This is a genomic window from Acidobacteriota bacterium (genome assembly GCA_003696075.1).
Taxonomy (GTDB): Bacteria; Acidobacteriota; Polarisedimenticolia; order J045; family J045; genus J045.
Map to the genome: position 1 here is coordinate 32,233 of RFHH01000137.1, position 20,736 is coordinate 52,968.

Below are 20,736 nucleotides of genomic sequence, written 5' to 3' on the forward strand. Positions count from 1 at the left end.
TCGGGGCGTGGCGCAGCCTGGTAGCGCACTCGCTTGGGGTGCGAGTGGTCGCCGGTTCAAATCCGGCCGCCCCGACCAGATCCTCACCGGCGTCCCGTGCGCGGCGGCGGCCATCACGGCCGGTAGCCGAAGGTCTCGAAGGCGAAGGCGAGTTCCCGCGCGGCCCGCCGCCTGAACTCCGGCCGGAGCTCGGCGTGAGCCGTGGGGCGGTAGTTGCGGGCCCTCTCGAGGAACCGGGCGACGGGGTTCCTGGCGGGACCGAAGCCGGGGAGTTCCAGCTCCCGGTAGATCCGTTCCAGCGCGCCGAGGGGATCGGAGACCAGCTCCCGGTAGGTGATCTCGCAGAGGCGACCGGCGGGGATCGACGCCCGGTGGCGCAGGTACGCCCCGTAGATCTCGCGGTAGCGCCAGAGCACCCGGTCCTCGAGCGCCGCCTCGTCCTCCCGGGGGCGCTGATAGCGCATCAGGGGCGGGACCATCCGCTCCATGTGCAGCGTGGAGCGGAGGACATCGAAGGGGTGCCGGTGCACGTGGACGAAGCGGGCGTCGGGAAACGCCTCCAGGATCAGAGGGATCCGGGCGGTGTGGCAGGGTGACTTGAACACCAGGGGCCGGCCGTGCCGCGCGGTCAGCTTCGCGGCGAACAGGCGTGCCGCCTCCTGCCATCGCCGCCGCTCCTCGGGCAGCGCTCTTTCGAAGGTGACGTACCGCCGGTAGACCTTCTCGCGGGCGGGAAAGTGCCAGCACAGGTGCGGCGAGAGAAAGGTCATCGAGGCGAGGGCGATCTCGTCTTCGCACGGGGCGTCCAGGCGGACCTCGACGTCGTCGTGCGGCCGCCGCGGTGGCGTCAGCCTGCGGAAGCGTTCCCACGTGCTGCGCGGGGCGGTGAGGAAGGTCCAGGGGAAGCTGGCCTCGAAGTAGCTCGGATAGGCGAACCGGGGATCGGCCGCGAGCAGCCCTTGCAGCAGCGTCGTTCCCGACCGGTAGTGGCCGAGCACGAAGAGGGGGCGCTCGACCCGGACCCGCGCCAAGCGACCGGCCCACACGCGCTCCTCCCGCCGCGCACGCGCCGATGTCCACATGGACGACAGCACCGTCAGCGCGAGCCGCGGCAGGTAGAGCGGGTGAACGCGGAGCCGGTTCTGCAGCAGCACCCGGGCGAAATCGCCGAACCTCGCGCCGTCCAGCGGGCTGAACAGCCAGCGCGCCGCCCACTCCCGGAGGTCTTTCGGACGCGATCGCAGCGATCCGCCTCCCACCTTCCGCTCCGATTTCCCGGCCGGCCGGGCCGCGGGGCCGGCCGGCGGGAGGATGCTATCCTGCGCGGGTGGAGACGCGGCGGGCCCGGCATCCGCGGGACCCGCCGAGGAGGTGCGGCGGTGTTCGCTCCCCGGGGAATGGTCGTTCGGCTCGCGGCGGCGGCAGCCGGCGCGGCCCTTCTCGCCTCGTGCGCGTCACTCGAGGGCGCCGGAGAGCGCTTGACCAGGCGGGACAAGACGGCCAAGGGCGCCGGGATCGGCGCCGCCTCGGGCGCGGCGGCGGCGATCCTGCTCGGCAAGCGGAAGGCGGACGAGATCCTCCTCGGAGCGGCCATCGGGGCGGGCATCGGGGCCGGAATCGGATCCTACATGGATGCCCAGGAGGAGCGCCTGGCGCAGATTCCGGGCACGACCGTGGAACGGGTCGAGGACGACGTTCTCCTCGTCCGCTTCGACTCCGACTTGCTGTTCGACTTCGACTCGGCCGCCTTGAGCGAGTCGGCCCTGAACATCCTCGACGAGGTCGCCGCGGTCCTGCGCGAGTTCGACAAGACGGCCGTCGTGATCCAGGGGCACACCGACGCCACCGGCAGCGAGGAGTACAACCAGCGGCTCTCGGAGCGGCGGGCGGAAGCCGTCCGGAACCAGCTCATCACCCTCGGCATCGATCCGGCCCGCACCGTGGCCGTGGGATACGGCGAGCGGCATCCGGTGGCCCCCAACGACACGCCCGAGGGACGCCGGCTCAACCGGCGAGTGACCATCCTGCTCAAGGCGAAGGCGCGCTGATCCCAGGCGGTGCGGCCGCCATTGACCGCCCGGGCCGGGGCTTCTACCCTTCGCCCGGCGGACGGAGCGATGGCGGGGCGTGACGCGACGGTGCTGCTGACGAACGACGACGGGATCCGGGCTGCCGGGCTCCGCGTCCTCGCCGAGGCGTTCGAATCCCGGTACGACCGGGTGGTGGTGGTCGCTCCCGACCGGGAACAGTCGGGCGCGTCCCATGCGCTGACGATCCGCAGCCCCCTTCGGGTCGAGCGCCTGTCCGAGCGCTGGTACGCGGTCGAAGGAACGCCCACCGACTGCGTGAACCTCGCCTTTCACGAAGTCCTCGAGGAGCCGCCGCATCTCGTCGTCTCCGGGATCAACCGCGGCTACAACCTCGGCGACGACGTCACCTACTCGGGGACGGTGGCCGGAGCGCTCGAGGGCCGGATCCTCGGCGCCCAGGGCCTGGCCGTCTCGACCGATCCCGAGGCGGGAGAGGAGCTGTACCGCGAGGCGGCGCGCATCGCCCTCGATCTGGCGGAACGGCTGCTGGACGGCGGCCTCCCCCGGGACGGTTTCCTGAACGTCAACGTGCCGCCGGGAGCCCGCGGTTTCCGCGTGACGCGGCAGGGAAGGCGCCGGTATCGGAAGGGCCTGATCGCCCGCCGTGACCCGAAGGGCCGGGAGTACTACTGGATCGGCCTCGCGCCGTCCGAATGGGAGCCGGACCCGAAGGCGGATCACACGGCGGTGGCCGACGGCTACGTGTCGGTCACCCCCCTCCACTCCGACCTCACGCACCACCGGGCCATCCCGGTCGTCGAGGGCTGGGGCCTTCCGCAGGAGGGCCCGTGAAGCGCGTCGCGGCAGCGGCGGAGCACCGGCGAGCGATGGTCGCGAGGCTGCGGCGCCAGGGTCTGCGGGACCCGCGGGTGCTGGCCGCGTTGGCCGCGGTGCCCCGCGAGCGGTTCGTTCCCGAGGCGCTCGCCTCCAGGGCCTACGAGGACGCCCGCCTGCCGATCGGGGAGGGGCAGACGATCAGCCACCCCTGGACGGTGGGCCGGCTCGCGGAGCTGCTGCAGGTCTCGGCCGGGGACAAGGTCCTCGAGGTGGGAACCGGAAGCGGCTACCAGGCCGCCGTCCTCGCTGCGATGGGCCTCCGGGTCTTCTCGCTCGAGCGCCGGCCCGCACTCGCCCGGTCCGCCGCCGCCCGCCTCCGGGAACTCGGCTTCCTGGGCGTCACCGTGAAGAACTTCGACGGCACCTACGGCTGGGCCGCCGAAGCCCCGTTCGACGGGATCGTGGTCACCGCCGGCGGGCCCGAGGTCCCCCCCGCGCTCCTCCGGCAATTGCGGGACGGCGCGCGGTTGGTCATGCCGATCGCGAGGGACGGGCGCCAGCGTCTGCTGGTGGTGACGCGGCAGGGGAAGCGCTTCGTGGAGGAGGATCACGGGCCGGCCTCGTTCGTGCCGCTGATCGGTAGGTTCGGCTACCCCACGCCGCCCGGGCGGAGTTGAGCGGCGCGGAGGAACGAATGGCCCACGACGTCGACGGTCGGGGACCGGCGGGTTCGCGGTGGTGGCGGCGGGCCTACGGGGCGCTGCTCGAATGGGCCGCCTCGAAGAGCGGGATCGGCGTCATCGGAGCGGTTTCGTTCGCCGAAGCCAGCTTCTTCCCCGTGCCCCCCGACGTGCTGCTGGCTGCCGCCGTGCTCGCGCGCCGCGAGGTCTGGCTTCGGGCGGCCTTGGTGTGCTCGCTCGCGTCGATCGCCGGCGGAGCGGCCGGATATCTCATCGGGTGGGGCGTGTGGGAAGCGGTCTCCGAACTGTTCTACCGCTACGTTCCCGGATTCACCCCCGAGCTCTACCAGCGAGTGGCCGCCCTTTACGCCAGGTACGATTTCTGGATCGTGTTCGGCGCGGGATTCACGCCGATTCCCTACAAGGTCTTCACCATCGCCGGCGGCGTCGCCCGGATCGATTTCCCCGTCTTCCTGCTTGCTTCTGCCGTATCGCGGAGCAGCCGGTTCTTCCTGGTGGCGGGGCTGCTGCGGCTGTTCGGCCCGACGGTGAAGCCGTTCGTCGACAGGCACCTGGGCTGGGTCACGCTCGCCGTCTTCCTCCTCGGAGCGGCCGGGTTCGCGGCGCTGCACGCCCTCCGCTGAGCGGGCGTTGACAGGGCGGCGCGCGTCCGCTAGTTTGCCTCGTTCGCAGCGGTCCCACGCTCTCGGTCGGGGCGTAGCGCAGCCTGGTAGCGCACTTGCTTCGGGAGCAAGGGGTCCCCGGTTCAAATCCGGGCGCCCCGACCAACCTTCCCCCTCGCCGAACGACCAGGACGGCCCGGGACCCGGGACGGGGAGCAGCGCGATGGCCTCTCACATCCGGCTGATCGGCGTCCCCCAGGACCTGGGACAGGCTCTGCGGGGCGTGGACATGGGCCCCAGCGCCCTCCGCTACGCGGGCCTGCAGGCACGGCTTTCCCGCCTCGGGTACGAGGTCGAAGACGCCGGCAACGTCGAGGTGCCGGTCCGCGGTTCGGTGAGGGAGGCGGGGGGGTTGGCCTGCGTGCCGGCGATCCGGGGAGTCTGCGAGCGCGTCTACCGGCTCGCCCGGCGCGCGGTGGAGGAGGGGCGGTTCCCGCTGTTCCTCGGGGGCGATCACTCGATCGCGATCGGTTCGATCGGCGGCGTGACGCACGCGGAGCCCGCGGGAGTCCTCTGGATCGACGCCCACGCCGACTGCAACACCCCGGAGAGCTCCCCGTCCGGCAACATCCACGGGATGCCCCTCGCGGCCCTGCTGGGCTACGGCCTCGCGGAGCTCGTCGACGTGGGGAGGGCGGGAGCGAAGCTCGGTCCGGCCGACGTGATCCTGTTCGGGCTGCGCGACGTCGACCCCGGCGAGAGGGAGCTGCTCAAGCGGCTCGGCGTCGGCGCCTACACGATGCGGGAGATCGACGAGAGGGGAGTGGCCGATTGCGCCCGCGAGGCCCTGGTCCGGCTCAGCCACCACCGGCGGATCCACGTGAGCTTCGACATGGACTCCCTCGACCCGATGACGGCCCCGGGCGTCGGGACCGCCGTGGCCGGCGGCCTGACCTACCGCGAAGCTCACCTGCTCATGGAGCTCCTGGCCGACGACGGCCGCGTGCGCTCGGCCGACATCGTCGAGATCAACCCGATGCTGGACGAACGGAACCGGACGGGCAACATCGGCGTGGAGCTGCTGGCCTCCCTCGTCGGGCAACGGATCCTGTGAGGCCGACGGTGACCGCCGGCCGCACGTTCAGGGTCTACGGAAAGGTCCGCGGGGTCGGCTACAGGACCTTCGCGCGCACCTGTGCCCGGGCCCTCGGTATCGCCGGGTGGATCGCGCCGGGCGAGGGCGGGTCCCTGATCGTGCGCGCCGAAGGAACGCCGGAGCGGCTGGCGGAGTTCGCCTTCGACCTGTCGCGGGGCGCGCGCTTCGCCCGCGTGGATCGCGTCGAGGAAGAGGAAGCTCCCGCCCGCGGGCTCAGCGGTTTCGAGGTTCTCGACGAGGTTCCGCCGGAGGATGTCGATGAGCGTGGATGACCTCAAGCGCTACGTGCGGGACGTCCCCGACTTCCCGAAGCCCGGGATCCTGTTCCGCGACATCACGCCGCTCCTGGCCGACCCGGCGGCGTTCGGCGCCGCCCTCGAGCGGCTGGCCCGGGAGGCGGAGGCGCTCTCGCCCGACCTGGTCGCCGGGATCGAGTCGCGTGGATTCATCCTCGGGGCGCCGCTGGCCAGGCAGCTGGGCACCGGGTTCGTCCCGATCCGGAAGCCGGGGAAGCTGCCCTCCCGGACCCTTCAGGAGAGCTACTCGCTGGAGTACGGGGAAGGCCGCCTCGAAATGCACGCCGATGCCGTGGGCCCCGGCCGGCGCGTGCTGATCGTCGACGATCTGCTGGCGACCGGCGGGACCGCCGCCGCGGCGTGCCGGCTGGTCCGCCGGGCGGGCGGAGAGGTCGCCGGCCTGCTCTTCCTGATCGAGCTCGAGGCGCTCGCCGGCCGCTCCCGCCTCGAGGACGGCCCGGTGGTGAGCCTCTTGAGATACTGAGACCGCCGGCCGGGCGCGACTTGTCGCGCGCTCGCCGACGGCCTAACCTGCACGGCCGGAGGGCCCGTAGCTCAGTCGGATAGAGCAGCGGTTTCCTAAACCGAAGGTCGCAGGTTCAAGTCCTGCCGGGCCTACCACCAGCCCTCGAACGGGGAGGACCTCATGGATCGAACCGAGCGCCACCAGATGAAGCACGACGAGTTCGTCGAGCGGACGATGCAGCTGGTCGAACGGGTCGGCGCGAACCCGCAGCCGTTCCTCGTCGGAGCCGCGGTCGTCGTGGTGGTGGTGTTGGGCGCGTGGGGCTACTGGAGCATGAGCGCCGCCCGCCGGGCCCGCACCGCGGAGTGGGTCTCCCAGGGTCTCGCCGCCATCACCGCCCCGCTCGCCTCCCCGGACGAGGCGCGTCCCGCCGATCCGTACCGGCCGAGCTTCGCGGACCCCGCCGCCCGCGCCCGCGCCGCGGTGGCTCGCCTCGCGGAAGCGGCCGAGGGGAGCGCGCCGCCCGCCCGCCTGGCCCGCGCCCTCCGGGGCATCGCCCGCCTGCAGGCGGGGGACGACGGCGCCCTGGAGGACCTCGAGGCGGCCTATGCGGAGTGGAAGGACGATCCGACGCTGGGAGGCCCGATCCAGGCCGCATACGCCCTGGCGCTCGAGGGGGCGGGACGGCACGAGGAGGCGGTGACGGTCTGGCAGCGCCTCGCCGACGCCGAGCGGGAGATCTACCCCCGCGATCTCGCGCTCGCCGGTCTGGCCCGCGCGCGCGAGGCGGCGGGCGACACCGACGGCGCGCGGGAGGCGTACCAGAGGATCATCGACTTGTACGGCAACTCCGCCGCCGCCGACGAGGCGCGAGACGCGCTCGCTCGGCTCGAGTGAACCGGCGGGCTCAGTGGTCGTCGCCGGTCCCGGCTTCCTCCGACAACCTCTTGAGGTATTCCGGGTTGGTCAGCAGGTCCGCGTCCGGCGGATGGAACTTCGCTTCGAAGCTGCCCATCGGCGCCGGCAGCGGCCGGTTCAGTTCGTTGCCGACCTCGTCCACGGCTTGGACGCGGAAGAAGACGATCCGCTCGCCCTCGACCGCATCCGCGGGGACGACCACCTCGAGCCGATCGGTCTCGGCCAGGAGGAACCGCGTGGAGGGCGGATACCTCTTGAGCAGCTTCGCGTAGCGGTACACCCGGTAGCCCGCCACCAGCTCCGGTTCTCCCTCGGCATCGGACACCACGGGAGCCCACGAGATCGCGATCGCGCCGTCCTTCCGTCGCGCGAGCCGCATTTCCTCCACCGGGCCGGGCGGGGTTCGGTCGACCCGGAATCTCATCGGACGTCCCAGCGGGGTCCATTCCCCCCCGCCGAGGGCCTTGAGCGCGCGCCAGTAGTACTCGCCCGATTTCAGCCGGTTGAAGACCCTGTAGTGAATGCCCTCGTAGTTGACCGGACGGTACTCCTCGGGCACGTCCTTCAGGCCGTACGAGGTCCCCAGGACCCATCCCCTCCGGTTGTCACGCATGTCGATGGTGAGGACGACCTGCTCCGGCTTGAACTCGTCCTCGGTCGCCACCTCGACGCGGTAGAACTCCTCGACACCGGGTTTCCCGTCCGCCGCGATGTAGAACTCGAACTTGGAGCCGACCACCTGACCGTCGGCCGGGAGCGTCGGTTTCTCGTTCTCGTAACCGGGCGCCGGCGCGGCGGCCAGCAGCAGGCCGGCCGCGACCGCAAGACGGCCGCCGAACCCGAACGTTCCCACGCGTCTCTCGTCGCCGCGGGGCGGTCCTTCCCGCATCGCGCGCGGCTCGAGCGGTTATACCGCCCCCGTCCCGGGCCGGCAAACGCGCCGGATCAGAACGGGATGTCGGCGTCGGTCTGTTCGCCGTCGTCCTGCTGGAGTTCCTCGGGGACCACCGGAGCCTCCCCGGCCCGGCCGAGCAGCGTGATCGTGTCCGCGCGCACGTCCAGGCTCGTCCGCCGGTTGCCGTCGCGGTCGGTGTACTCGCGGGCCCGGAGCGTGCCGTCGACGTAGACCTGCTTCCCCTTGGTCAGGTACGGCGCGAGCGCCTCCGCCTGCCTTCCCCAGAGCGTGACGCGGAACCACTGGGTGTGCTCCTGTTGCGTGCCGTTCTTGTCCGTCCAGCGCTCGTTCGTCGCGATCGAGAAATCGGCCAGCGTCGTGCCGCCGGGAGTTCTCCGCAGTTCCGCGTCGCGCCCGAGATTGCCGATCAGGATCACCTTGGCCAGCGATGCCATGGGTCGTCTCTCCTCCCGGGCCGCCGCCCGGGCGGGCAGCCTCGCACACGCCGCTCCGGGGGTCAAGGCGCCGGCGGGCCGCCGTTCCGCCAGCGGGAAACGGCCTGCGGATGCGCGATAATCGGCCGCCATGAGCCGCCACCCCAGCATCGCCAGGGCCGCCGGCGCGGTGTCGCTCGCGACCGGCATGAGCCGGGTTCTCGGGCTGGCCCGCGAGATGACGATGGCGGCCCTGTTCACCCGGGCCGAGACCGACGCCTTCATCGCGGCCTTCAAGATCCCCAACCTGTTGCGCGACCTCCTCGCCGAGGGCGCGCTCTCGTCCGCGTTCGTGCCGACGTACGCGGAAACGCTGGAGCGGCGGGGACGCGCGGCCGCCTTCCGGCTCGCGTCGTCGGTGCTCAACGCCCTCGCGGTGGTCACCGGGTTGTTCGCGCTGACGGTGATCGCCTTCGCCCGGTGGTACGCCCTGTCGGTGGCCTACTGGTTTCCCGCCGAGAAGCTCGAGCTGACGGCGCGACTCGGCCAGATCATGTCGCCGTTCCTCGTGACGGTGTCGCTCGCCGCGGTTCTCATGGGGCTCGGCAACGTGCACGGCCGCTTCTTCGTCCCGGCTCTCGCGCCGGCCCTGTTCAACGTCGGCGTCCTCGCCGGTGGCTGGCTGCTCGCGCCGCGGCTCGCCGAGCACGGATGGCCCGCCGTCACGGGGTTGGCGGCGGGGGCGGTGCTCGGCGGGTTGCTGCAGCTCGCGGCACAGATCCCCGGGGTGGCCCGGGACGGCTACCGCCACCGGGCCGTCCTCGACCTTTCCGACCCGGCCTTCCGGCAGATCATGGCGCGACTGGCACCGGCGATGTTCGCGGTGGCGGCAACCTACCTGAACGTGCTCGTCGACAACCAACTCGCCTCGTATTTCGGCGAGGGTCCCGTCTCCTACCTCTTCTTCGCTTTCCGGTTGTGGATGCTGCCGATCGGCCTGTTCGGCGTCGCGATCGCCACCGCCAACCTCGCCGGCGTGTCCCGGGACTTGGCCCGCAACGACCGCGATCGCTTCCGCTCCACCCTCGCCACCTCGATCCGCATGACCCTCCTGCTCACCGTTCCGGCGGCCGCGGCCCTGATCGCCCTCGGGGTGCCGATCGTGCGCGTGGTGTACGAGCACATGCGCTTCGGTCCGGCCGACACCCGGGCGACCGCGGAGGTGCTGGCGCTCTATGCCGTGGGGCTTCCCGGCTACGCGCTCGTGAAGGTCTTCGTCCCGACCTTCTACGCGCTCAAGGACCCGTGGACACCGGTCCGGATCTCCGCCTCGGTCGTCCTGGTGAAGATCGCCCTCAACTTCGCGTTCATCGGGCCGCTCGCCTACGGGGGGCTCGCGCTCGCCACGGGGATCGCCGCTTGGGTCAATGCGGCCTGGACGGGATTCCGCCTCCGGCAGATGTCCGGGCCGCTCGCCGGACTGTCGGTGGGCCGGGCCGCCACGACCGCCCTCCTTTCCTCGGCGGCGATGGTCGCCGCCACGCTGGCGGTCGGGCGCCTCGGAGCGTGGGCCTGTCCCGACCGCGGATTCGTGGGGCAGGCCGCGGTGCTCGCCCTGCAGATCGCGGTCGGCCTGGCGGTGGTCGGCGCGGGCGTGCTCGTCTCCGGCCTGCCCGAGGCGACGCGGCTGCGGGCGGCGGCAGGCCGTTGGTTCGGAGGAAGGCTCCGGTGAAGGTGCTGGTCCAGCGGGTGCTCCGCGCGTCGGTGCGCGTCGGCGGGGAGGAGGTCGGCAGCATCGGCCGCGGCCTTTTGGTCTTCCTCGGCGTGGAAAGCGGTGACGACGAGCGGACCGCGGACTGGTACGCCCGGCGCGTCGCCGCGATGAAGTGGTTCCCCGACGAAAGCGGAGGCCTTTGGCGCAAGACGGTGGGGGAGGTGGGGGGCGCGGCGCTCGTCGTCTCGCAGTTCACCCTCGCCGCACGGACGCGGAAGGGAAGGCGGCCCTCTTTCGATCCGGCGGCGCCGCCGGAGCGGGCGGAGGCGCTCTATCGCCGTTTTCTCGGCACCCTGCGGTCCGCCGGGGTGCCCACCTCCGAGGGCCGGTTCGGTGCCCGCATGGAAGTCGAGCTGGTCAACGACGGCCCGGTGACCTTCCTTCTCGACGGGCCCGGGTGCGGAGAGGCGCCGTGATTCCCGGTCGGGACCGGGCCCTGATCGACCGGCTCGCGGACAGCCTCCTCGCCGTCCGGGGACTCTCCCCGCGGACCGTCGAGGCGTACCGCCGCGATCTTCTCGATCTCGCCCGGTTCCTGGAGCGGTCCGGGCGCCCCGGGCTCGCTCGCGTGCGGGCGGAGGAGGTCGAGCGCTGGCTGCGGGCGGCGCGCGCCCGCGGGCTGTCGGCGGCCACCCGCGCGCGCCGGCTTTCCGCCCTCGGGGCGCTGTTCCGCTTCCTCCGGGAGGAAGGGGAGCGGCCGGACGACCCGCTGCGGGCGGTCGAGGCCCCGCGGCGCCGCCGCCCGCTGCCCCGAGTGCTCTCCGAGCGAGAGATCGAGGCGCTCCTCGAAGCGCCGCGCGGCGACGATCCGCGCTCGCTCCGCGATCGCGCCATGCTGGAGGTGCTCTACGCGACCGGATTGCGCGTGTCGGAACTGGTCTCCCTCAGACTTCGGGAGGTGGATCTGCGGCGGGGACTCGTCCGCGTGACCGGCAAGGGCCGGCGCGAGCGCGTGGTGCCGCTGGGCCGAAAGGCGCTCGCGGCGCTCCGGCGCTACCTCGAGGCCGGACGGGAAGGGCTCGATCCGGCCGGGGACGTCCTCTTTCCGGGACGCGGCGGCCGGCCCCTGTCCCGGCAGGGCTTCTGGGTCCGGCTCCGATCCCTCGCCCGCCGTGCGGGAATCCCGCCGGACCGGATCTCGCCCCACGTCCTGCGGCACTCCTTCGCCACCCACCTCGTGGAGCACGGGGCGGACCTGCGGAGCGTCCAACTGCTGCTCGGCCACCGCGACATCTCCACCACCGAGATCTACACGCACGTCGCGCGGGAGCGGCTTCGGGCGCTGTACGATCGGCACCATCCCCGCGCTTGATTCCCGCCCCGGCGGCGGGGGGCCGCTCGACAGCGGCGGGGAGCGCCGCGCTATGCTTGACCCTGCGGCGGGCGGCACCGGACAGGGGCCGCCGGAGGGCGTCGGTGGCGGAGTGCGCGTTCGAAAAGCCGATCCTCGACCTCCAGCAGCGGATCGAGGAGCTGGCGGCCCTGGGGGATCCGTCCCTCGCGCCCGACATCGCCCGCCTGCGGGCGAAGCTGGAGCGTTTGCGCCGGCAGATCTACAGCCGGCTCGATCCGTGGCAGAAAACGCAGGTGGCGCGGCATCCCCGCCGGCCCTACACCCTGGACTACATCCGGGGTCTGACCACCGATTTCGTCGAGCTCCACGGCGACCGGCGGTTCGGCGACGATCCGGCGATCGTGGCGGGGTTCGCCCGGTTCGACGGGCGGGCGGTGGCGGTCGTCGGCCATGAGAAGGGACGTCACACGCGGGAGAAGATCCGCCGGAACTTCGGGATGCCCCGGCCGGAGGGGTACCGCAAGGCTCTCCGGGTGATGCAGCTCGCCGAGCGTTTTTCGCGGCCCATCCTGACCTTCATCGACACCCCGGGCGCCTACCCCGGCATCGACGCCGAAGAGCGGGGTCAGGCGGAGGCCATCGCGGTCAACCTCCGGGAGATGGCTCGACTCCGCGTTCCGATCATCGCGACCGTGATCGGGGAAGGCGGTTCGGGGGGCGCCTTGGCGATCGGCGTGGGGAACCGCGTGAACATCATGGAGTTCGCGATTTACTCGGTCATCAGCCCCGAGGGATGCGCCTCGATCCTCTGGAAGGACGCCGGCCGCGCTCCGGAGATGGCCCACGCGCTCCGCCTGACCGCCCCCGACCTCGCCGAGCTGGACATCGTCGACACCGTGATCGAAGAGCCGCCGGGCGGGGCGCACGCGGATCCGGCCGGCGCGATCCGGCGCGTGGGGGAGCGACTCGCGGCCCAGCTCGCGGAACTCGAGCGGATGGGGCCGGAAGAGCTGGTCGACGACCGGTACCGCAGATTCCGCCGGATCGGGCGGTTCACGGAGGTCCGGGCCTGACCCGATCTCTCGGGACCTACTCCCCCTTCGCCTCGTCCCAGAGCCGGTCCAGGGTCCCGGGATCGAGCTCTTCGAGATGGCGGCCGTCGGCGGCCGCGGCGCGCTCGACGTGCTCGAACCGGGCGGCGAACTTCGCGTTGGCCTTCTGGAGGGCCGCTTCCGGGTCGAGACCCAACTGCGTGGCGAGGCTGGCGGCCGCGAAGAGAAGGTCTCCGAGTTCCTCCTCCACCCGCCCGCGCCCCTCGGTCCTCACGGCCGACTCGAGCTCCGCGAGCTCCTCGCGGACCTTCCCCGCCACCGCCGGAATGTCGGGCCAGCGGAAGCCGGCGCGGGAAGCCTTCTCGGCGAGCCGATGGGCGCGGAGCAGCGCCGGGAGGCTGGGCGGAAGGCCGGCGAGCCGGGAACGGAACGCCTCGCCCTTCTCCGCGCGCTTGATCGCCTCCCAGCGGTCGAACGCTTCCCGGGCATCGGAGGCGGGTGCGCCGCCGAAGACGTGAGGGTGCCGCCGGACCAGTTTCTCGGCGATCCCCGCCGCCACGTCATCGAAGCCGAACCGGCCCTCCTCCTCGGCGATCCGGGCGAGGAACACGACCTGGAGCAGGAGGTCGCCCAGCTCCTCGCGCAACGCCGACCAATCCCCCCGATCGATCGCTTCGGCGACCTCGTGCGCCTCCTCGAGCAGGTAACTCCGGAGCGTCGCGGGGCTCTGCTCGCGGTCCCACGGACAGCCGTTCGGACCGCGGAGCTTCGCCATGATCGCCAGCAGGTCGTCGATCGGTCTGCTTTGGCCCTTTTCCATGAGATCCGCCCCGATCCGCCGCCGTTCATCCCTTCCGCGCCGGCCCCGCCGCCAATGCTATCCTGCCTCCGGCGCCGCCTGCGCCCCGCCCTGCGCGGGGCCGAAGCGGGCCGCCGGTGATTCCTCGGGACGGGGAGCCTACATTGAAGCGTGGCGTCCATCAGGGGAGCCGGTGCGATGGCCGAGAGGAGCGGGAGCGGCCGGCCGGGAGGTGAGGACTCCCGTCCGCGCGAAATCCGTACCGAGGACCGGCGGCGGTTCGACCCGACGACGGGGGAGCGGCGGCCGGAGCGGGGCGCCCCTGGGGAGGTTCCCCTGCCGGGCGGAGGCGTCCTGCGGATGGAGAAAGGCGGGGGGGACGAGGGGCTCCCGGTCGGTTTCGCCGACCTCGTGCGCCCCTTCCTCCTTCTCGGTCTCGCCGGGCTCGGTGTCGTTCCGCACCCCGAGACCGACCGCCGCCAGATCGACCTCGGGGCGGCCCGCAGCGCGATCGAGAGCCTGAGGCTGCTCAAGGCGAAAACCGAGGGGCGCCGCACGGAGGAAGAGGACCGCCTGCTCACCGAAGCGCTGTTCGAGCTCGAGCTGCAGTATGTCGAGCTGAAGCGCCGCCGGGAGCCGTGATGCCGCCGGGCGCCCGCGGTGCAGTCGGCCCCGCGCTCCGCCGCCCCCGCTCGGGCGCCGGGCGCTCGGTCATCGCCGCGGCTCTCCTCATGGGAGCCAGCGCGTGGGCTTCCACCGGCGCCCAGGACCGGAACGCTCCGCCGGGACCCCCAGCCCCGGAAATCGCGGGGGCGAGGGCGGCGAGCGCCGGAACGGGCGAGCTCCTGAACGAAATCGAGGCCCGGTGGTGGGAACGGCGGCGCCTCCTCGCGGAAGGGGACCGGGCGGGTGCCGCCCGCGCCGCGCTCGAGCTGCGGCAGTTCCTGCGCGAGGAGGGCATCGCGCGGATCCCGGCCTTCGCCGACGCCGCGGTCCTCGAGGGGCGGGAAGCGGAGCGCGAGGGGGCGCTGAGCGCCGCGGTCGAGGCCTTCCGGCTCGGCCACGAACTGGACGACCGGCAGGCGGCCGCCTGGTGGAACGAGGCGAGAGTGCGTCTGTGGACCGGGAGCGGCATCAAGGAGGTCGTGCCGCTCGCCGGCCGGGCGGTGGTCGCCCGGTGGCAGCCTCTCTGGTCGCGCTGGGTCTTCGGGTTCGATCTCGCCGCGGCCGGCCTCGCGGCGCTGTTCCTGGCCGGACTCGCCGCTTTCGCCGTCCTGTTCGCCGCCTACGCGCCGGCGCTCGCCCACGAGATCGAGGAGCGCACGCCGCGGGCCTGGCACCCGGCCTGGCGCCGGACGGCCGGCTGGGCCGCCGTCCTCGCACCGGCGGCGGTCGTGGTCCTCGGGCCGTGGATCCTGCTGATCTGGCTCGTGGCGCTCGTGCCGGTGGCCGCGCCGCCCGCCCGCCGGCTGCTGTTCGCCTTGGCGGCGCTGGTCGCTCTTCTCGATCCCGCCACCGGACTGGTCGCCGCCGCCGCCCGCGCCCTCGCTTCCCCTGCCGCCCGCGTCGCCGTCGAGGCGGCCGAAGGATCGTTCCGTCCCGATGTGCTCGCGATGCTCAGGGAACTCGAGCTGGAGCACCCCGACGACCCGCTGTGGAAGGTGCTCCAGGCGCGGATGATCGCGGCCCGCCACCCGGAGCGGGCCGTGGCACTGCTCCGGGCGGCGATCGAGGACGATCCGAGCGACCCCCGCCTCCACGTGCTGCTGGGCAACGTGCTGTACCGGATCGGGAAGAGCGAAGCCGCCGCGGTCGAGTACCGCGCGGCGCTCGACACCGACCCTGCCGACGTCCATGCCCTGTTCAACCTCGCACAGGTGGAACTGGCCGACTTCGAGTTCGACCAGGCGGAGCAGTTGCTCGCCGAGGCCCGGCGGCGGGACGCCGAGCTCGTCTCGCGCCTGGAGGAAGAGGTCCCGGAGGACGGTGTCGCCGACCCGGAGATCGGCGTCCGGGACGTCGCCCGCGGGTTGATCCGGGACGAGGCGCTGCCGGGGATGCGGGCGGCACTGCATCCGGCGAGCCCGGCGACCCTCGCCGCACTGCTGGCCCTCGCGGCGGCCGCGGCGATCCGCGTGCGCGCGGGACGCCTGCCGAGCCGCAGGTGCCGGTCGTGCGGCCGTGCCTTCTGCCCGCGATGCCACGCCGAGGCCGAAGGGGACGGAAACTGCGCCGCCTGCACGCAGCTCCTGACGCGGAGAGAGGGGCTCGCGCCCGCGGCCCGCGAACGGCAGACCCGGCGGATCGACAGCCACCTGCGGAGGGTGCGCCGGACGCGGCTCTTTCTCCACACCGTCTGGCCGGGCCTGGGCCAGGTGCACGACGGACGCCCCTGGGCCGGGTACCTTCTCGCCACCCTGTGGGCCTTTCTGCTGCTCGGCGCGCTCTTCCCCGAAGGATTCATGCCCGCCGTCCGGACGGTGGAGCCGTGGGCGCCGGGAACCCCCGCTCGGGTCTTCGCGGCGCTGTTCTGGATCGCCGTCCAGATGCCCCGGTTCCGGCCGCACCCCGCGGCCTGGCGGGGCAGGAGCTGACCGATGGCGCTTCGGGGCACTCTCGGCGACTTCTCGCTCACCGACATCCTGCAGCTGATCGGCCTGCAGCGGAAGACGGGCGTGCTCGTCCTCGAGAGGGAAGGAGAGCGCGTGACCCTCGGCTTCGACGCGGGGCGCGTCGTCTCGGCGGAGTCGAGCTCGCGGCCGACCGAGCATCGGCTCGGCAACCTTCTCGTCAAGCGGGGCAAGCTGACGGAGGCCCGCCTCGAAGAAGCGCTGCGGATCCAGCGGGACACCCTGAAGCGGCTCGGCCACGTCCTGGTCGAACAGGGCTGGGTCGACCACGAGACGATCCGCCGGGAACTGGAACTCCAGATGGCGGAGACCGTCTACGACACCCTCCGCTGGCGCAGCGGCGAATACGACTTCCGGCCGGGGGAGCGCGTCGACTGGAACCGCGAGTTCGTGCGGCCCATCCCCGCCGAACACCTCCTGATGGAAGGCGCGCGGATGGTCGACGAGTGGCCGATCATCGAGCGCACCATCCCCTCCCGGGACGTGATCCCACGGCCCCGGCCGGCCGCCGCCGAGATTCTGGCCTCGGTGGGCTCGGCCCCGGAGTCGGCGGGATCGATCTACGAGCAGGACATCGACTTCGACCTCATCCCCCAGGATCCCCTCGCGGGGGAGCGGAGCTCGGGCCCCAAGGGTCTGTCCCAGGCTGAGCTGAGGGTTCTCCGGTGGGTGGACGGCCGGAGAACGGCCGGCGAGGTGGCCGACCTGTCGGAGCTCGGCACTTTCGAGGCCTTCAAGACCCTGGTCCGGCTCGTGGAGCTCGAGTTGGTGGAGATCGTCCCCCCCGAGGGAGACGGGGAGGTCCCGGCGGCACCGAGGAGACCGCGGCTCATGGCCCGGGCCGCTCCGGCCCGCGCTGCGGGGCTCCTCGTCGCGCTAGCCGCCGCCGTCGGAGTGGTGGCGGCCCTTCATCCCCTGGCCGCCGCCGCCTGGCCCGGGACGCCCCGGCTGCCGCTGCCCGCCACGCTCGCGCCGGCCCAGGCCGTGTCCGCGGCCGGCCATCTCGAGGCGATCCGCGCCGCGGTGAGCCGCGCGCGGCTGACGCGGCTCGAGCGGGCCCTCCGCGTGCGGTACCTGGCGAGCGGCCGGTGGCCCCGCCGCCTGGAGGAACTGGTCGAGGCCGGGCTGGCCCCGGCCCGGCTCCTCCGCGATCCGTGGGGCCGCCCGTACCGGTACGAGCCGATCGACGGCGGCTACCGGCTGGCGGAGGCGGGACCGATTCCCGGCGTCCCGGGCCCCGAGGTCAGGGAGCGGCGGCTCGCCCCCGGCCCCGGCGCGCCGGGGGGCCCCGCGCCGGCTCCTTGACGGCCCCGGCGGCCGGTCTTAGGTAACGCGCGCGGCTCGTGGTGCCGCCGGGAGGCTGATCGTCATGTCGAAGATCATCGGAATCGACCTCGGGACCACCAACTCGGTGGTGGCCGTGATGGAAGGTGGAAAACCGACGGTGATCGCGAACGCGGAGGGGGGCCGGACGACGCCTTCCGTGGTCGCCTTCACCGACAAGGGCGAGCGTCTCGTCGGCCAGGTGGCCAAGCGCCAGGCCGTCACCAACCCCGCCCGGACCGTGTTCTCGATCAAGCGCTTCATGGGTCGGAAATTCGCGGAGGTGAAGGAAGAGGCGGAGCGCGTCCCTTACAAGGTCGTCGAGGCCGCCAACGGCGACGCCCGGGTGGAGATCGACGGCAAGCAGTACGCCCCGCCGGAGATCTCCGCGATGGTGCTGCAGAAGCTGAAGCAGGACGCGGAGGCCTACCTCGGGCACTCCGTCGACCGCGCGGTCATCACCGTGCCCGCGTACTTCAACGACGCGCAGCGGCAGGCGACCAAGGACGCCGGCCAGATCGCCGGCCTGAAGGTGGAACGCCTCGTCAACGAGCCCACCGCCGCCGCCCTCGCCTACGGCCTGGACAAGAAGAAGGACGAGAAGATCGCCGTGTTCGACTTCGGCGGCGGCACCTTCGACATCTCGATTCTCGAGGTGGGCGAGGGGGTCGTCGAGGTCAAGGCCACCAACGGTGACACGCATCTCGGAGGCGACGACATCGATCAGCGGGTCATCGAGTGGATCGTCGCGGAGTTCAAGAAGGAGCAGGGGATCGATCTCAGCGGCGACGCCATGGCCCTCCAGCGGCTCAAGGAAGCCGCCGAGAAGGCCAAGTGCGAGCTCTCCACCGCCCAGGAGACCGAGATCAACCTGCCCTTCATCACCGCGGACGCTTCCGGGCCCAAGCACCTGGTGATGAAGCTGACCCGCTCGCGGTTCGAGCAGCTCATCGAGGATCTCGTGGAGCGGACGATGGAGCCGTGCCGCCAGGCTCTGAAGGACGCCGGCCTGACCGCGTCCGATATCGACGAAGTGGTGCTCGTCGGCGGATCGACGCGGATTCCCCTCGTGCAGCGGAAGGTGAAGGAGTTCTTCGGCAAGGAGCCGCACAAGGGAGTCAATCCCGACGAGGTGGTGGCGGTCGGGGCCGCCGTGCAGGCCGGCGTGCTCGCGGGCGAGGTGAAGGACGTCCTCCTCCTCGACGTCACGCCGCTGTCGCTGGGCATCGAGACGCTCGGCGGAGTCATGACGACGCTCATCCCCCGCAACACGACGATCCCGACGCGGAAATCGGAGATCTTCTCCACGGCCAGCGACAACCAGACCGAGGTCGAGATCCACGTGTTGCAGGGCGAGCGTCCGATGGCGCGGGACAACAAGACCATCGGCCGGTTCCGCCTCACGGGCATCCCGCCGGCTCCGCGCGGAATCCCTCAGATCGAGGTCGCCTTCGATATCGACGCGAACGGCATCCTGCACGTCTCCGCCAAGGACAAGGCGACCGGCCGCGAGCAGAAGATCACCATCCAGGCCTCCTCGGGCCTCGAGCAGAGCGAGATCGAGCGGATGATCAAGGAGGCCGAGGCCCACGCCGAGGAGGATCGGCGCCGCAAGGAGCAGGTCGAGGCGAGGAACCGGCTCGACAACCTCGTCTGGAACATGGAGAAGACGCTCAAGGACGCCGCGGACAAGCTGCCCGCCGACCTGAAAGGGGAGGCGGAGAGCGCCGTGGCCGAGGCGAAGGAGGTCCTCGAGAAGGAGGACGCCGGACGGATCGCCTCGGCGACCGACCGGCTGACCCAGGTGGGGCAGAAGGTCGCGGAGCATCTGTACCGGCAGGCCGGCGCCGGCGCGGGTTCCGCCGGGACCCAGGAAGGTGGCGGGGGCGGCAACGGCGAGCAGGTCGTCGACGCGGAGGTCGTGGACGACTCCGGCTCGAGCCATTAACGTTAGGTTTGCCTTCCGGCGGCGGAGGGCGGCGCCTCGCGCCGCCCTCTTTCGCGCCGGGGCGTCCGCCCGCGCGCCGGGCGGGGGAGGCGGCGGTGAAGAGCTGGGACCCCTTCGCGGACCTCCTGACCATCCAGGACCGCATGAACAAGCTGTTCGAGCACCTCCTGTCGGCTCCCGTCTCCGCGGAGGTGGCCGACGGGGACGCCGGGTACTGGCGTCCGGTGGCGGAGGTCGCGCGCGGCCCCGAGCACGTCGAGATCTCCTGCGAGCTGGCAGGTCTATCCCGGGACGACGTCGAGCTGCACGCCGAGGGCAACGTGCTCGTCGTGGCCGGGACGCGGAATCGAGCGGGGGACGAGTCCTGGACCTACCATCAGGTGGAGCGGCCCCACGGGCACTTCCTCCGGAAGTTCGAGCTCCCGGAGCCGGTCGACCTCTCCTCCGTGGAGACAGCCCTCGAAGACGGCCTCCTCCGCATCCGGATCCCGCTCCGCGCCGCCGCGCCCGCGCCCCGCTGAGGCGGTCGCGCCCACCGGCGGACCCCGGCGGACACCCGCGGGGCGATCCGGAGCTGGCCTATTTATAATCCCCGGCGCCGGCCGATAAGGAGAGAGCGGACCGCGTCCGGCGGTCCGGCTCGCCGCCGCCCGGTGTGAAGGAGCCCGGCCGCACGGCGGTGCGACGAGGGAGGGTGCATGCCGGACGAGTTCACCGGGGAGAAGACCGAGCGTCGCAAGCGTGACCAGGGCTCGCCCGAATCGCTGAAGAAGTACCTCAAGGAGATCGCGAAGCTCCCGCGGATCAGCGTCCAGGAGGAGCGCGAGCTCGGCCGGCGGATCCGCGAACACGGCGACACGGAGGCGCTCAAGAAGCTGGTCGAGGCGAACCTCAGATTCGTCGTGTCCTTCGCCAAGCGCTATCGCGGCTGCGGCCTGTCGTTCCTCGACCTGATCAACGAGGGGAACGTGGGGCTGATCGAGGCTGCGAAACGCTACGATCCGTCCAAGAACGTCAAGTTCATCACGTACGCGGTCTGGTGGATCCGCCAGTCGATCATCCACGCGCTGTCCGATCAGAGCGGACCGTTCAGGCTCCCGCAGAAACAGGCCAACCTGCTGTACCGGATCGGGAAGACCCAGTCCGCCCTGATGTCGGAGCTCCAGCGGCGCCCGTCCGTCGAGGAGATCGCCGAAGCGATGGACGTCGACCCGAAGGACGTCAACACGCTCCTGCAGGTCTCGGACGAGAACATCTCCCTCTCGGCGGTCATCGACGAAGAGCACGAGTTCCACTTGTCGGACAAGCTCGAGCAGGAGACGATACCGTCGGCGGATGCGGTGCTGATGCGGGAGGCGCTCCGGACCCAGGTCCGGCAGGCTCTCGCGGAGCTCGACGAGAAGGAGCGCAAGGTGGTGCTCCTCAGGTTCGGGCTCACGGGGGAGGAGCCGAAGACGCTGAAGGAGATCGGCGAGATGATGAACCTCTCACGGGAGAGGATCCGGCAGATCGAGGCGCAGGCGCTGAAGAAGCTCAACCGCTCGGCCAAGTGCCAGCAGCTCCAGAGCTACCTCAACTGAC

At 72.1% G+C, this 20,736-nt stretch carries 22 protein-coding genes and 3 tRNA genes; 21 read left to right on the forward strand and 4 right to left on the reverse strand.

Annotation, left to right across the window (positions count from 1 at the left end):
• Nucleotide 1 precedes the first annotated feature (1 nt).
• Nucleotides 2–78 (forward strand) — tRNA-Pro (locus D6718_09195).
• 35 nt (nt 79–113) lie between these two features.
• Here the strand turns inward: D6718_09195 and D6718_09200 are convergent.
• A complete protein-coding gene (locus tag D6718_09200) occupies nt 114–1,259 on the reverse strand; it encodes a sulfotransferase (GenBank protein ID RMG44783.1) in 1,146 nt (381 codons plus the stop codon).
• A 138-nt stretch (nt 1,260–1,397) separates the two neighbouring features.
• Here D6718_09200 and D6718_09205 point away from each other — a divergent pair, with 138 nt between their 5' ends.
• From D6718_09205 to D6718_09250, 10 genes are all read left to right on the forward strand, one after another.
• Nucleotides 1,398–2,048, forward strand: a complete 651-nt coding sequence (locus tag D6718_09205) for an OmpA family protein (protein RMG44819.1) — start codon at nt 1,398–1,400, stop codon at nt 2,046–2,048.
• A 69-nt stretch (nt 2,049–2,117) separates the two neighbouring features.
• Entirely contained in the window at nt 2,118–2,882 is a 765-nt protein-coding gene (surE, locus tag D6718_09210) for a 5'/3'-nucleotidase SurE (GenBank protein ID RMG44784.1), read from the forward strand.
• 35 nt (nt 2,883–2,917) lie between these two features.
• On the forward strand, nt 2,918–3,544 hold the full coding sequence (locus D6718_09215) for a protein-L-isoaspartate(D-aspartate) O-methyltransferase (GenBank protein ID RMG44820.1): 627 nt from the start codon (nt 2,918–2,920) through the stop codon (nt 3,542–3,544).
• A 17-nt stretch (nt 3,545–3,561) separates the two neighbouring features.
• Nucleotides 3,562–4,191: a DedA family protein gene (locus D6718_09220; protein RMG44785.1), complete on the forward strand. Its 630-nt coding sequence runs from the start codon at nt 3,562–3,564 to the stop codon at nt 4,189–4,191.
• 67 nt (nt 4,192–4,258) lie between these two features.
• Nucleotides 4,259–4,335, forward strand: a tRNA-Pro gene (locus tag D6718_09225).
• 58 nt (nt 4,336–4,393) lie between these two features.
• A complete protein-coding gene (gene rocF / locus D6718_09230; protein ID RMG44786.1) occupies nt 4,394–5,284 on the forward strand; it encodes an arginase in 891 nt (296 codons plus the stop codon).
• The gene (locus tag D6718_09235; GenBank protein RMG44787.1) at nt 5,281–5,598 is read left to right on the forward strand and encodes an acylphosphatase; all 318 of its coding nucleotides are present in this window, start codon (nt 5,281–5,283) and stop codon (nt 5,596–5,598) included. Before rocF ends, D6718_09235 begins: the two co-directional genes overlap by 4 nt.
• The gene (locus D6718_09240) at nt 5,585–6,106 is read left to right on the forward strand and encodes an adenine phosphoribosyltransferase (GenBank protein ID RMG44788.1); all 522 of its coding nucleotides are present in this window, start codon (nt 5,585–5,587) and stop codon (nt 6,104–6,106) included. The genes D6718_09235 and D6718_09240 overlap by 14 nt, the downstream gene beginning before the upstream one ends.
• Before the next feature lie 60 nt (nt 6,107–6,166).
• Nucleotides 6,167–6,243: transfer RNA gene (locus D6718_09245), tRNA-Arg, on the forward strand.
• Between the two features lie 25 nt (nt 6,244–6,268).
• A complete protein-coding gene (locus D6718_09250; GenBank protein ID RMG44789.1) occupies nt 6,269–6,985 on the forward strand; it encodes a hypothetical protein in 717 nt (238 codons plus the stop codon).
• A gap of 10 nt (nt 6,986–6,995) precedes the next feature.
• On the opposite strand, the gene D6718_09255 is transcribed toward D6718_09250, so the two are convergent.
• Complete coding sequence (locus D6718_09255; GenBank protein ID RMG44790.1) at nt 6,996–7,895, reverse strand: hypothetical protein; 900 nt, start codon at nt 7,893–7,895, stop codon at nt 6,996–6,998.
• A 56-nt stretch (nt 7,896–7,951) separates the two neighbouring features.
• Nucleotides 7,952–8,620: a single-stranded DNA-binding protein gene (gene ssb, locus D6718_09260; GenBank protein ID RMG44821.1), complete on the reverse strand. Its 669-nt coding sequence runs from the start codon at nt 8,618–8,620 to the stop codon at nt 7,952–7,954.
• Between ssb and murJ the strand changes: the two genes are divergently transcribed.
• The 4 genes from murJ to D6718_09280 all read left to right on the forward strand — a co-directional run bounded on the left by murJ (nt 8,487) and on the right by D6718_09280 (nt 12,476).
• On the forward strand, nt 8,487–10,067 hold the full coding sequence (murJ, locus tag D6718_09265) for a murein biosynthesis integral membrane protein MurJ (GenBank protein ID RMG44791.1): 1,581 nt from the start codon (nt 8,487–8,489) through the stop codon (nt 10,065–10,067). The genes ssb and murJ overlap by 134 nt on opposite strands.
• Entirely contained in the window at nt 10,064–10,525 is a 462-nt protein-coding gene (locus D6718_09270; protein ID RMG44792.1) for a D-tyrosyl-tRNA(Tyr) deacylase, read from the forward strand. Before murJ ends, D6718_09270 begins: the two co-directional genes overlap by 4 nt.
• 20 nt (nt 10,526–10,545) lie before the next feature.
• A complete protein-coding gene (gene xerD / locus D6718_09275) occupies nt 10,546–11,421 on the forward strand; it encodes a site-specific tyrosine recombinase XerD (GenBank protein ID RMG44822.1) in 876 nt (291 codons plus the stop codon).
• Between the two features lie 104 nt (nt 11,422–11,525).
• Entirely contained in the window at nt 11,526–12,476 is a 951-nt protein-coding gene (locus D6718_09280) for an acetyl-CoA carboxylase carboxyltransferase subunit alpha (GenBank protein ID RMG44793.1), read from the forward strand.
• A 16-nt stretch (nt 12,477–12,492) separates the two neighbouring features.
• Here the strand turns inward: D6718_09280 and D6718_09285 are convergent, their stop codons facing one another.
• Nucleotides 12,493–13,275: a nucleoside triphosphate pyrophosphohydrolase gene (locus tag D6718_09285; GenBank protein ID RMG44794.1), complete on the reverse strand. Its 783-nt coding sequence runs from the start codon at nt 13,273–13,275 to the stop codon at nt 12,493–12,495.
• 177 nt (nt 13,276–13,452) lie between these two features.
• On the opposite strand from D6718_09285, the gene D6718_09290 reads away from it, so the two are divergent.
• The 6 genes from D6718_09290 (at nt 13,453) to D6718_09315 (ending at nt 20,735) form a co-directional block, all read left to right on the forward strand.
• Nucleotides 13,453–13,896: a DUF1844 domain-containing protein gene (locus D6718_09290; protein ID RMG44795.1), complete on the forward strand. Its 444-nt coding sequence runs from the start codon at nt 13,453–13,455 to the stop codon at nt 13,894–13,896.
• A complete protein-coding gene (locus D6718_09295) occupies nt 13,896–15,848 on the forward strand; it encodes a hypothetical protein (protein ID RMG44796.1) in 1,953 nt (650 codons plus the stop codon). The genes D6718_09290 and D6718_09295 overlap by 1 nt, the downstream gene beginning before the upstream one ends.
• A 3-nt stretch (nt 15,849–15,851) precedes the next feature.
• Nucleotides 15,852–17,189 (forward strand): DUF4388 domain-containing protein, encoded by a 1,338-nt coding sequence (locus tag D6718_09300; GenBank protein ID RMG44797.1) that lies wholly within the window; start codon nt 15,852–15,854, stop codon nt 17,187–17,189.
• Between the two features lie 64 nt (nt 17,190–17,253).
• The gene (gene dnaK / locus D6718_09305) at nt 17,254–19,155 is read left to right on the forward strand and encodes a molecular chaperone DnaK (GenBank protein RMG44798.1); all 1,902 of its coding nucleotides are present in this window, start codon (nt 17,254–17,256) and stop codon (nt 19,153–19,155) included.
• Between the two features lie 95 nt (nt 19,156–19,250).
• Complete coding sequence (locus tag D6718_09310) at nt 19,251–19,676, forward strand: Hsp20/alpha crystallin family protein (protein ID RMG44799.1); 426 nt, start codon at nt 19,251–19,253, stop codon at nt 19,674–19,676.
• Nucleotides 19,677–19,853: 177 nt separating this feature from the next.
• Nucleotides 19,854–20,735, forward strand: coding sequence for an RNA polymerase sigma factor RpoD/SigA (locus D6718_09315; protein ID RMG44800.1), 882 nt, complete (start codon nt 19,854–19,856; stop codon nt 20,733–20,735).
• Nucleotide 20,736 lies beyond the last annotated feature (1 nt).

What these genes read in the sequence shown, in the direction of transcription:
- D6718_09205 (RMG44819.1), top strand. Translation starts at nt 1,398, where the DNA reads ATGGTCGTTCGGCTCGCGGCGGCGGCAGCCGGCGCGGCCCTTCTCGCC.
- surE (RMG44784.1), top strand. Translation starts at nt 2,118, where the DNA reads ATGGCGGGGCGTGACGCGACGGTGCTGCTGACGAACGACGACGGGATC.
- D6718_09215 (RMG44820.1), top strand. Translation starts at nt 2,918, where the DNA reads ATGGTCGCGAGGCTGCGGCGCCAGGGTCTGCGGGACCCGCGGGTGCTG.
- D6718_09220 (RMG44785.1), top strand. Translation starts at nt 3,562, where the DNA reads ATGGCCCACGACGTCGACGGTCGGGGACCGGCGGGTTCGCGGTGGTGG.
- rocF (RMG44786.1), top strand. Translation starts at nt 4,394, where the DNA reads ATGGCCTCTCACATCCGGCTGATCGGCGTCCCCCAGGACCTGGGACAG.
- D6718_09240 (RMG44788.1), top strand. Translation starts at nt 5,585, where the DNA reads ATGAGCGTGGATGACCTCAAGCGCTACGTGCGGGACGTCCCCGACTTC.
- D6718_09250 (RMG44789.1), top strand. Translation starts at nt 6,269, where the DNA reads ATGGATCGAACCGAGCGCCACCAGATGAAGCACGACGAGTTCGTCGAG.
- D6718_09255 (RMG44790.1), bottom strand. Translation starts at nt 7,895, where the DNA reads ATGCGGGAAGGACCGCCCCGCGGCGACGAGAGACGCGTGGGAACGTTC.
- murJ (RMG44791.1), top strand. Translation starts at nt 8,487, where the DNA reads ATGAGCCGCCACCCCAGCATCGCCAGGGCCGCCGGCGCGGTGTCGCTC.
- ssb (RMG44821.1), bottom strand. Translation starts at nt 8,620, where the DNA reads ATGAAGGCGTCGGTCTCGGCCCGGGTGAACAGGGCCGCCATCGTCATC.
- D6718_09285 (RMG44794.1), bottom strand. Translation starts at nt 13,275, where the DNA reads ATGGAAAAGGGCCAAAGCAGACCGATCGACGACCTGCTGGCGATCATG.
- D6718_09290 (RMG44795.1), top strand. Translation starts at nt 13,453, where the DNA reads ATGGCCGAGAGGAGCGGGAGCGGCCGGCCGGGAGGTGAGGACTCCCGT.
- D6718_09295 (RMG44796.1), top strand. Translation starts at nt 13,896, where the DNA reads ATGCCGCCGGGCGCCCGCGGTGCAGTCGGCCCCGCGCTCCGCCGCCCC.
- D6718_09300 (RMG44797.1), top strand. Translation starts at nt 15,852, where the DNA reads ATGGCGCTTCGGGGCACTCTCGGCGACTTCTCGCTCACCGACATCCTG.
- dnaK (RMG44798.1), top strand. Translation starts at nt 17,254, where the DNA reads ATGTCGAAGATCATCGGAATCGACCTCGGGACCACCAACTCGGTGGTG.
- D6718_09315 (RMG44800.1), top strand. Translation starts at nt 19,854, where the DNA reads ATGCCGGACGAGTTCACCGGGGAGAAGACCGAGCGTCGCAAGCGTGAC.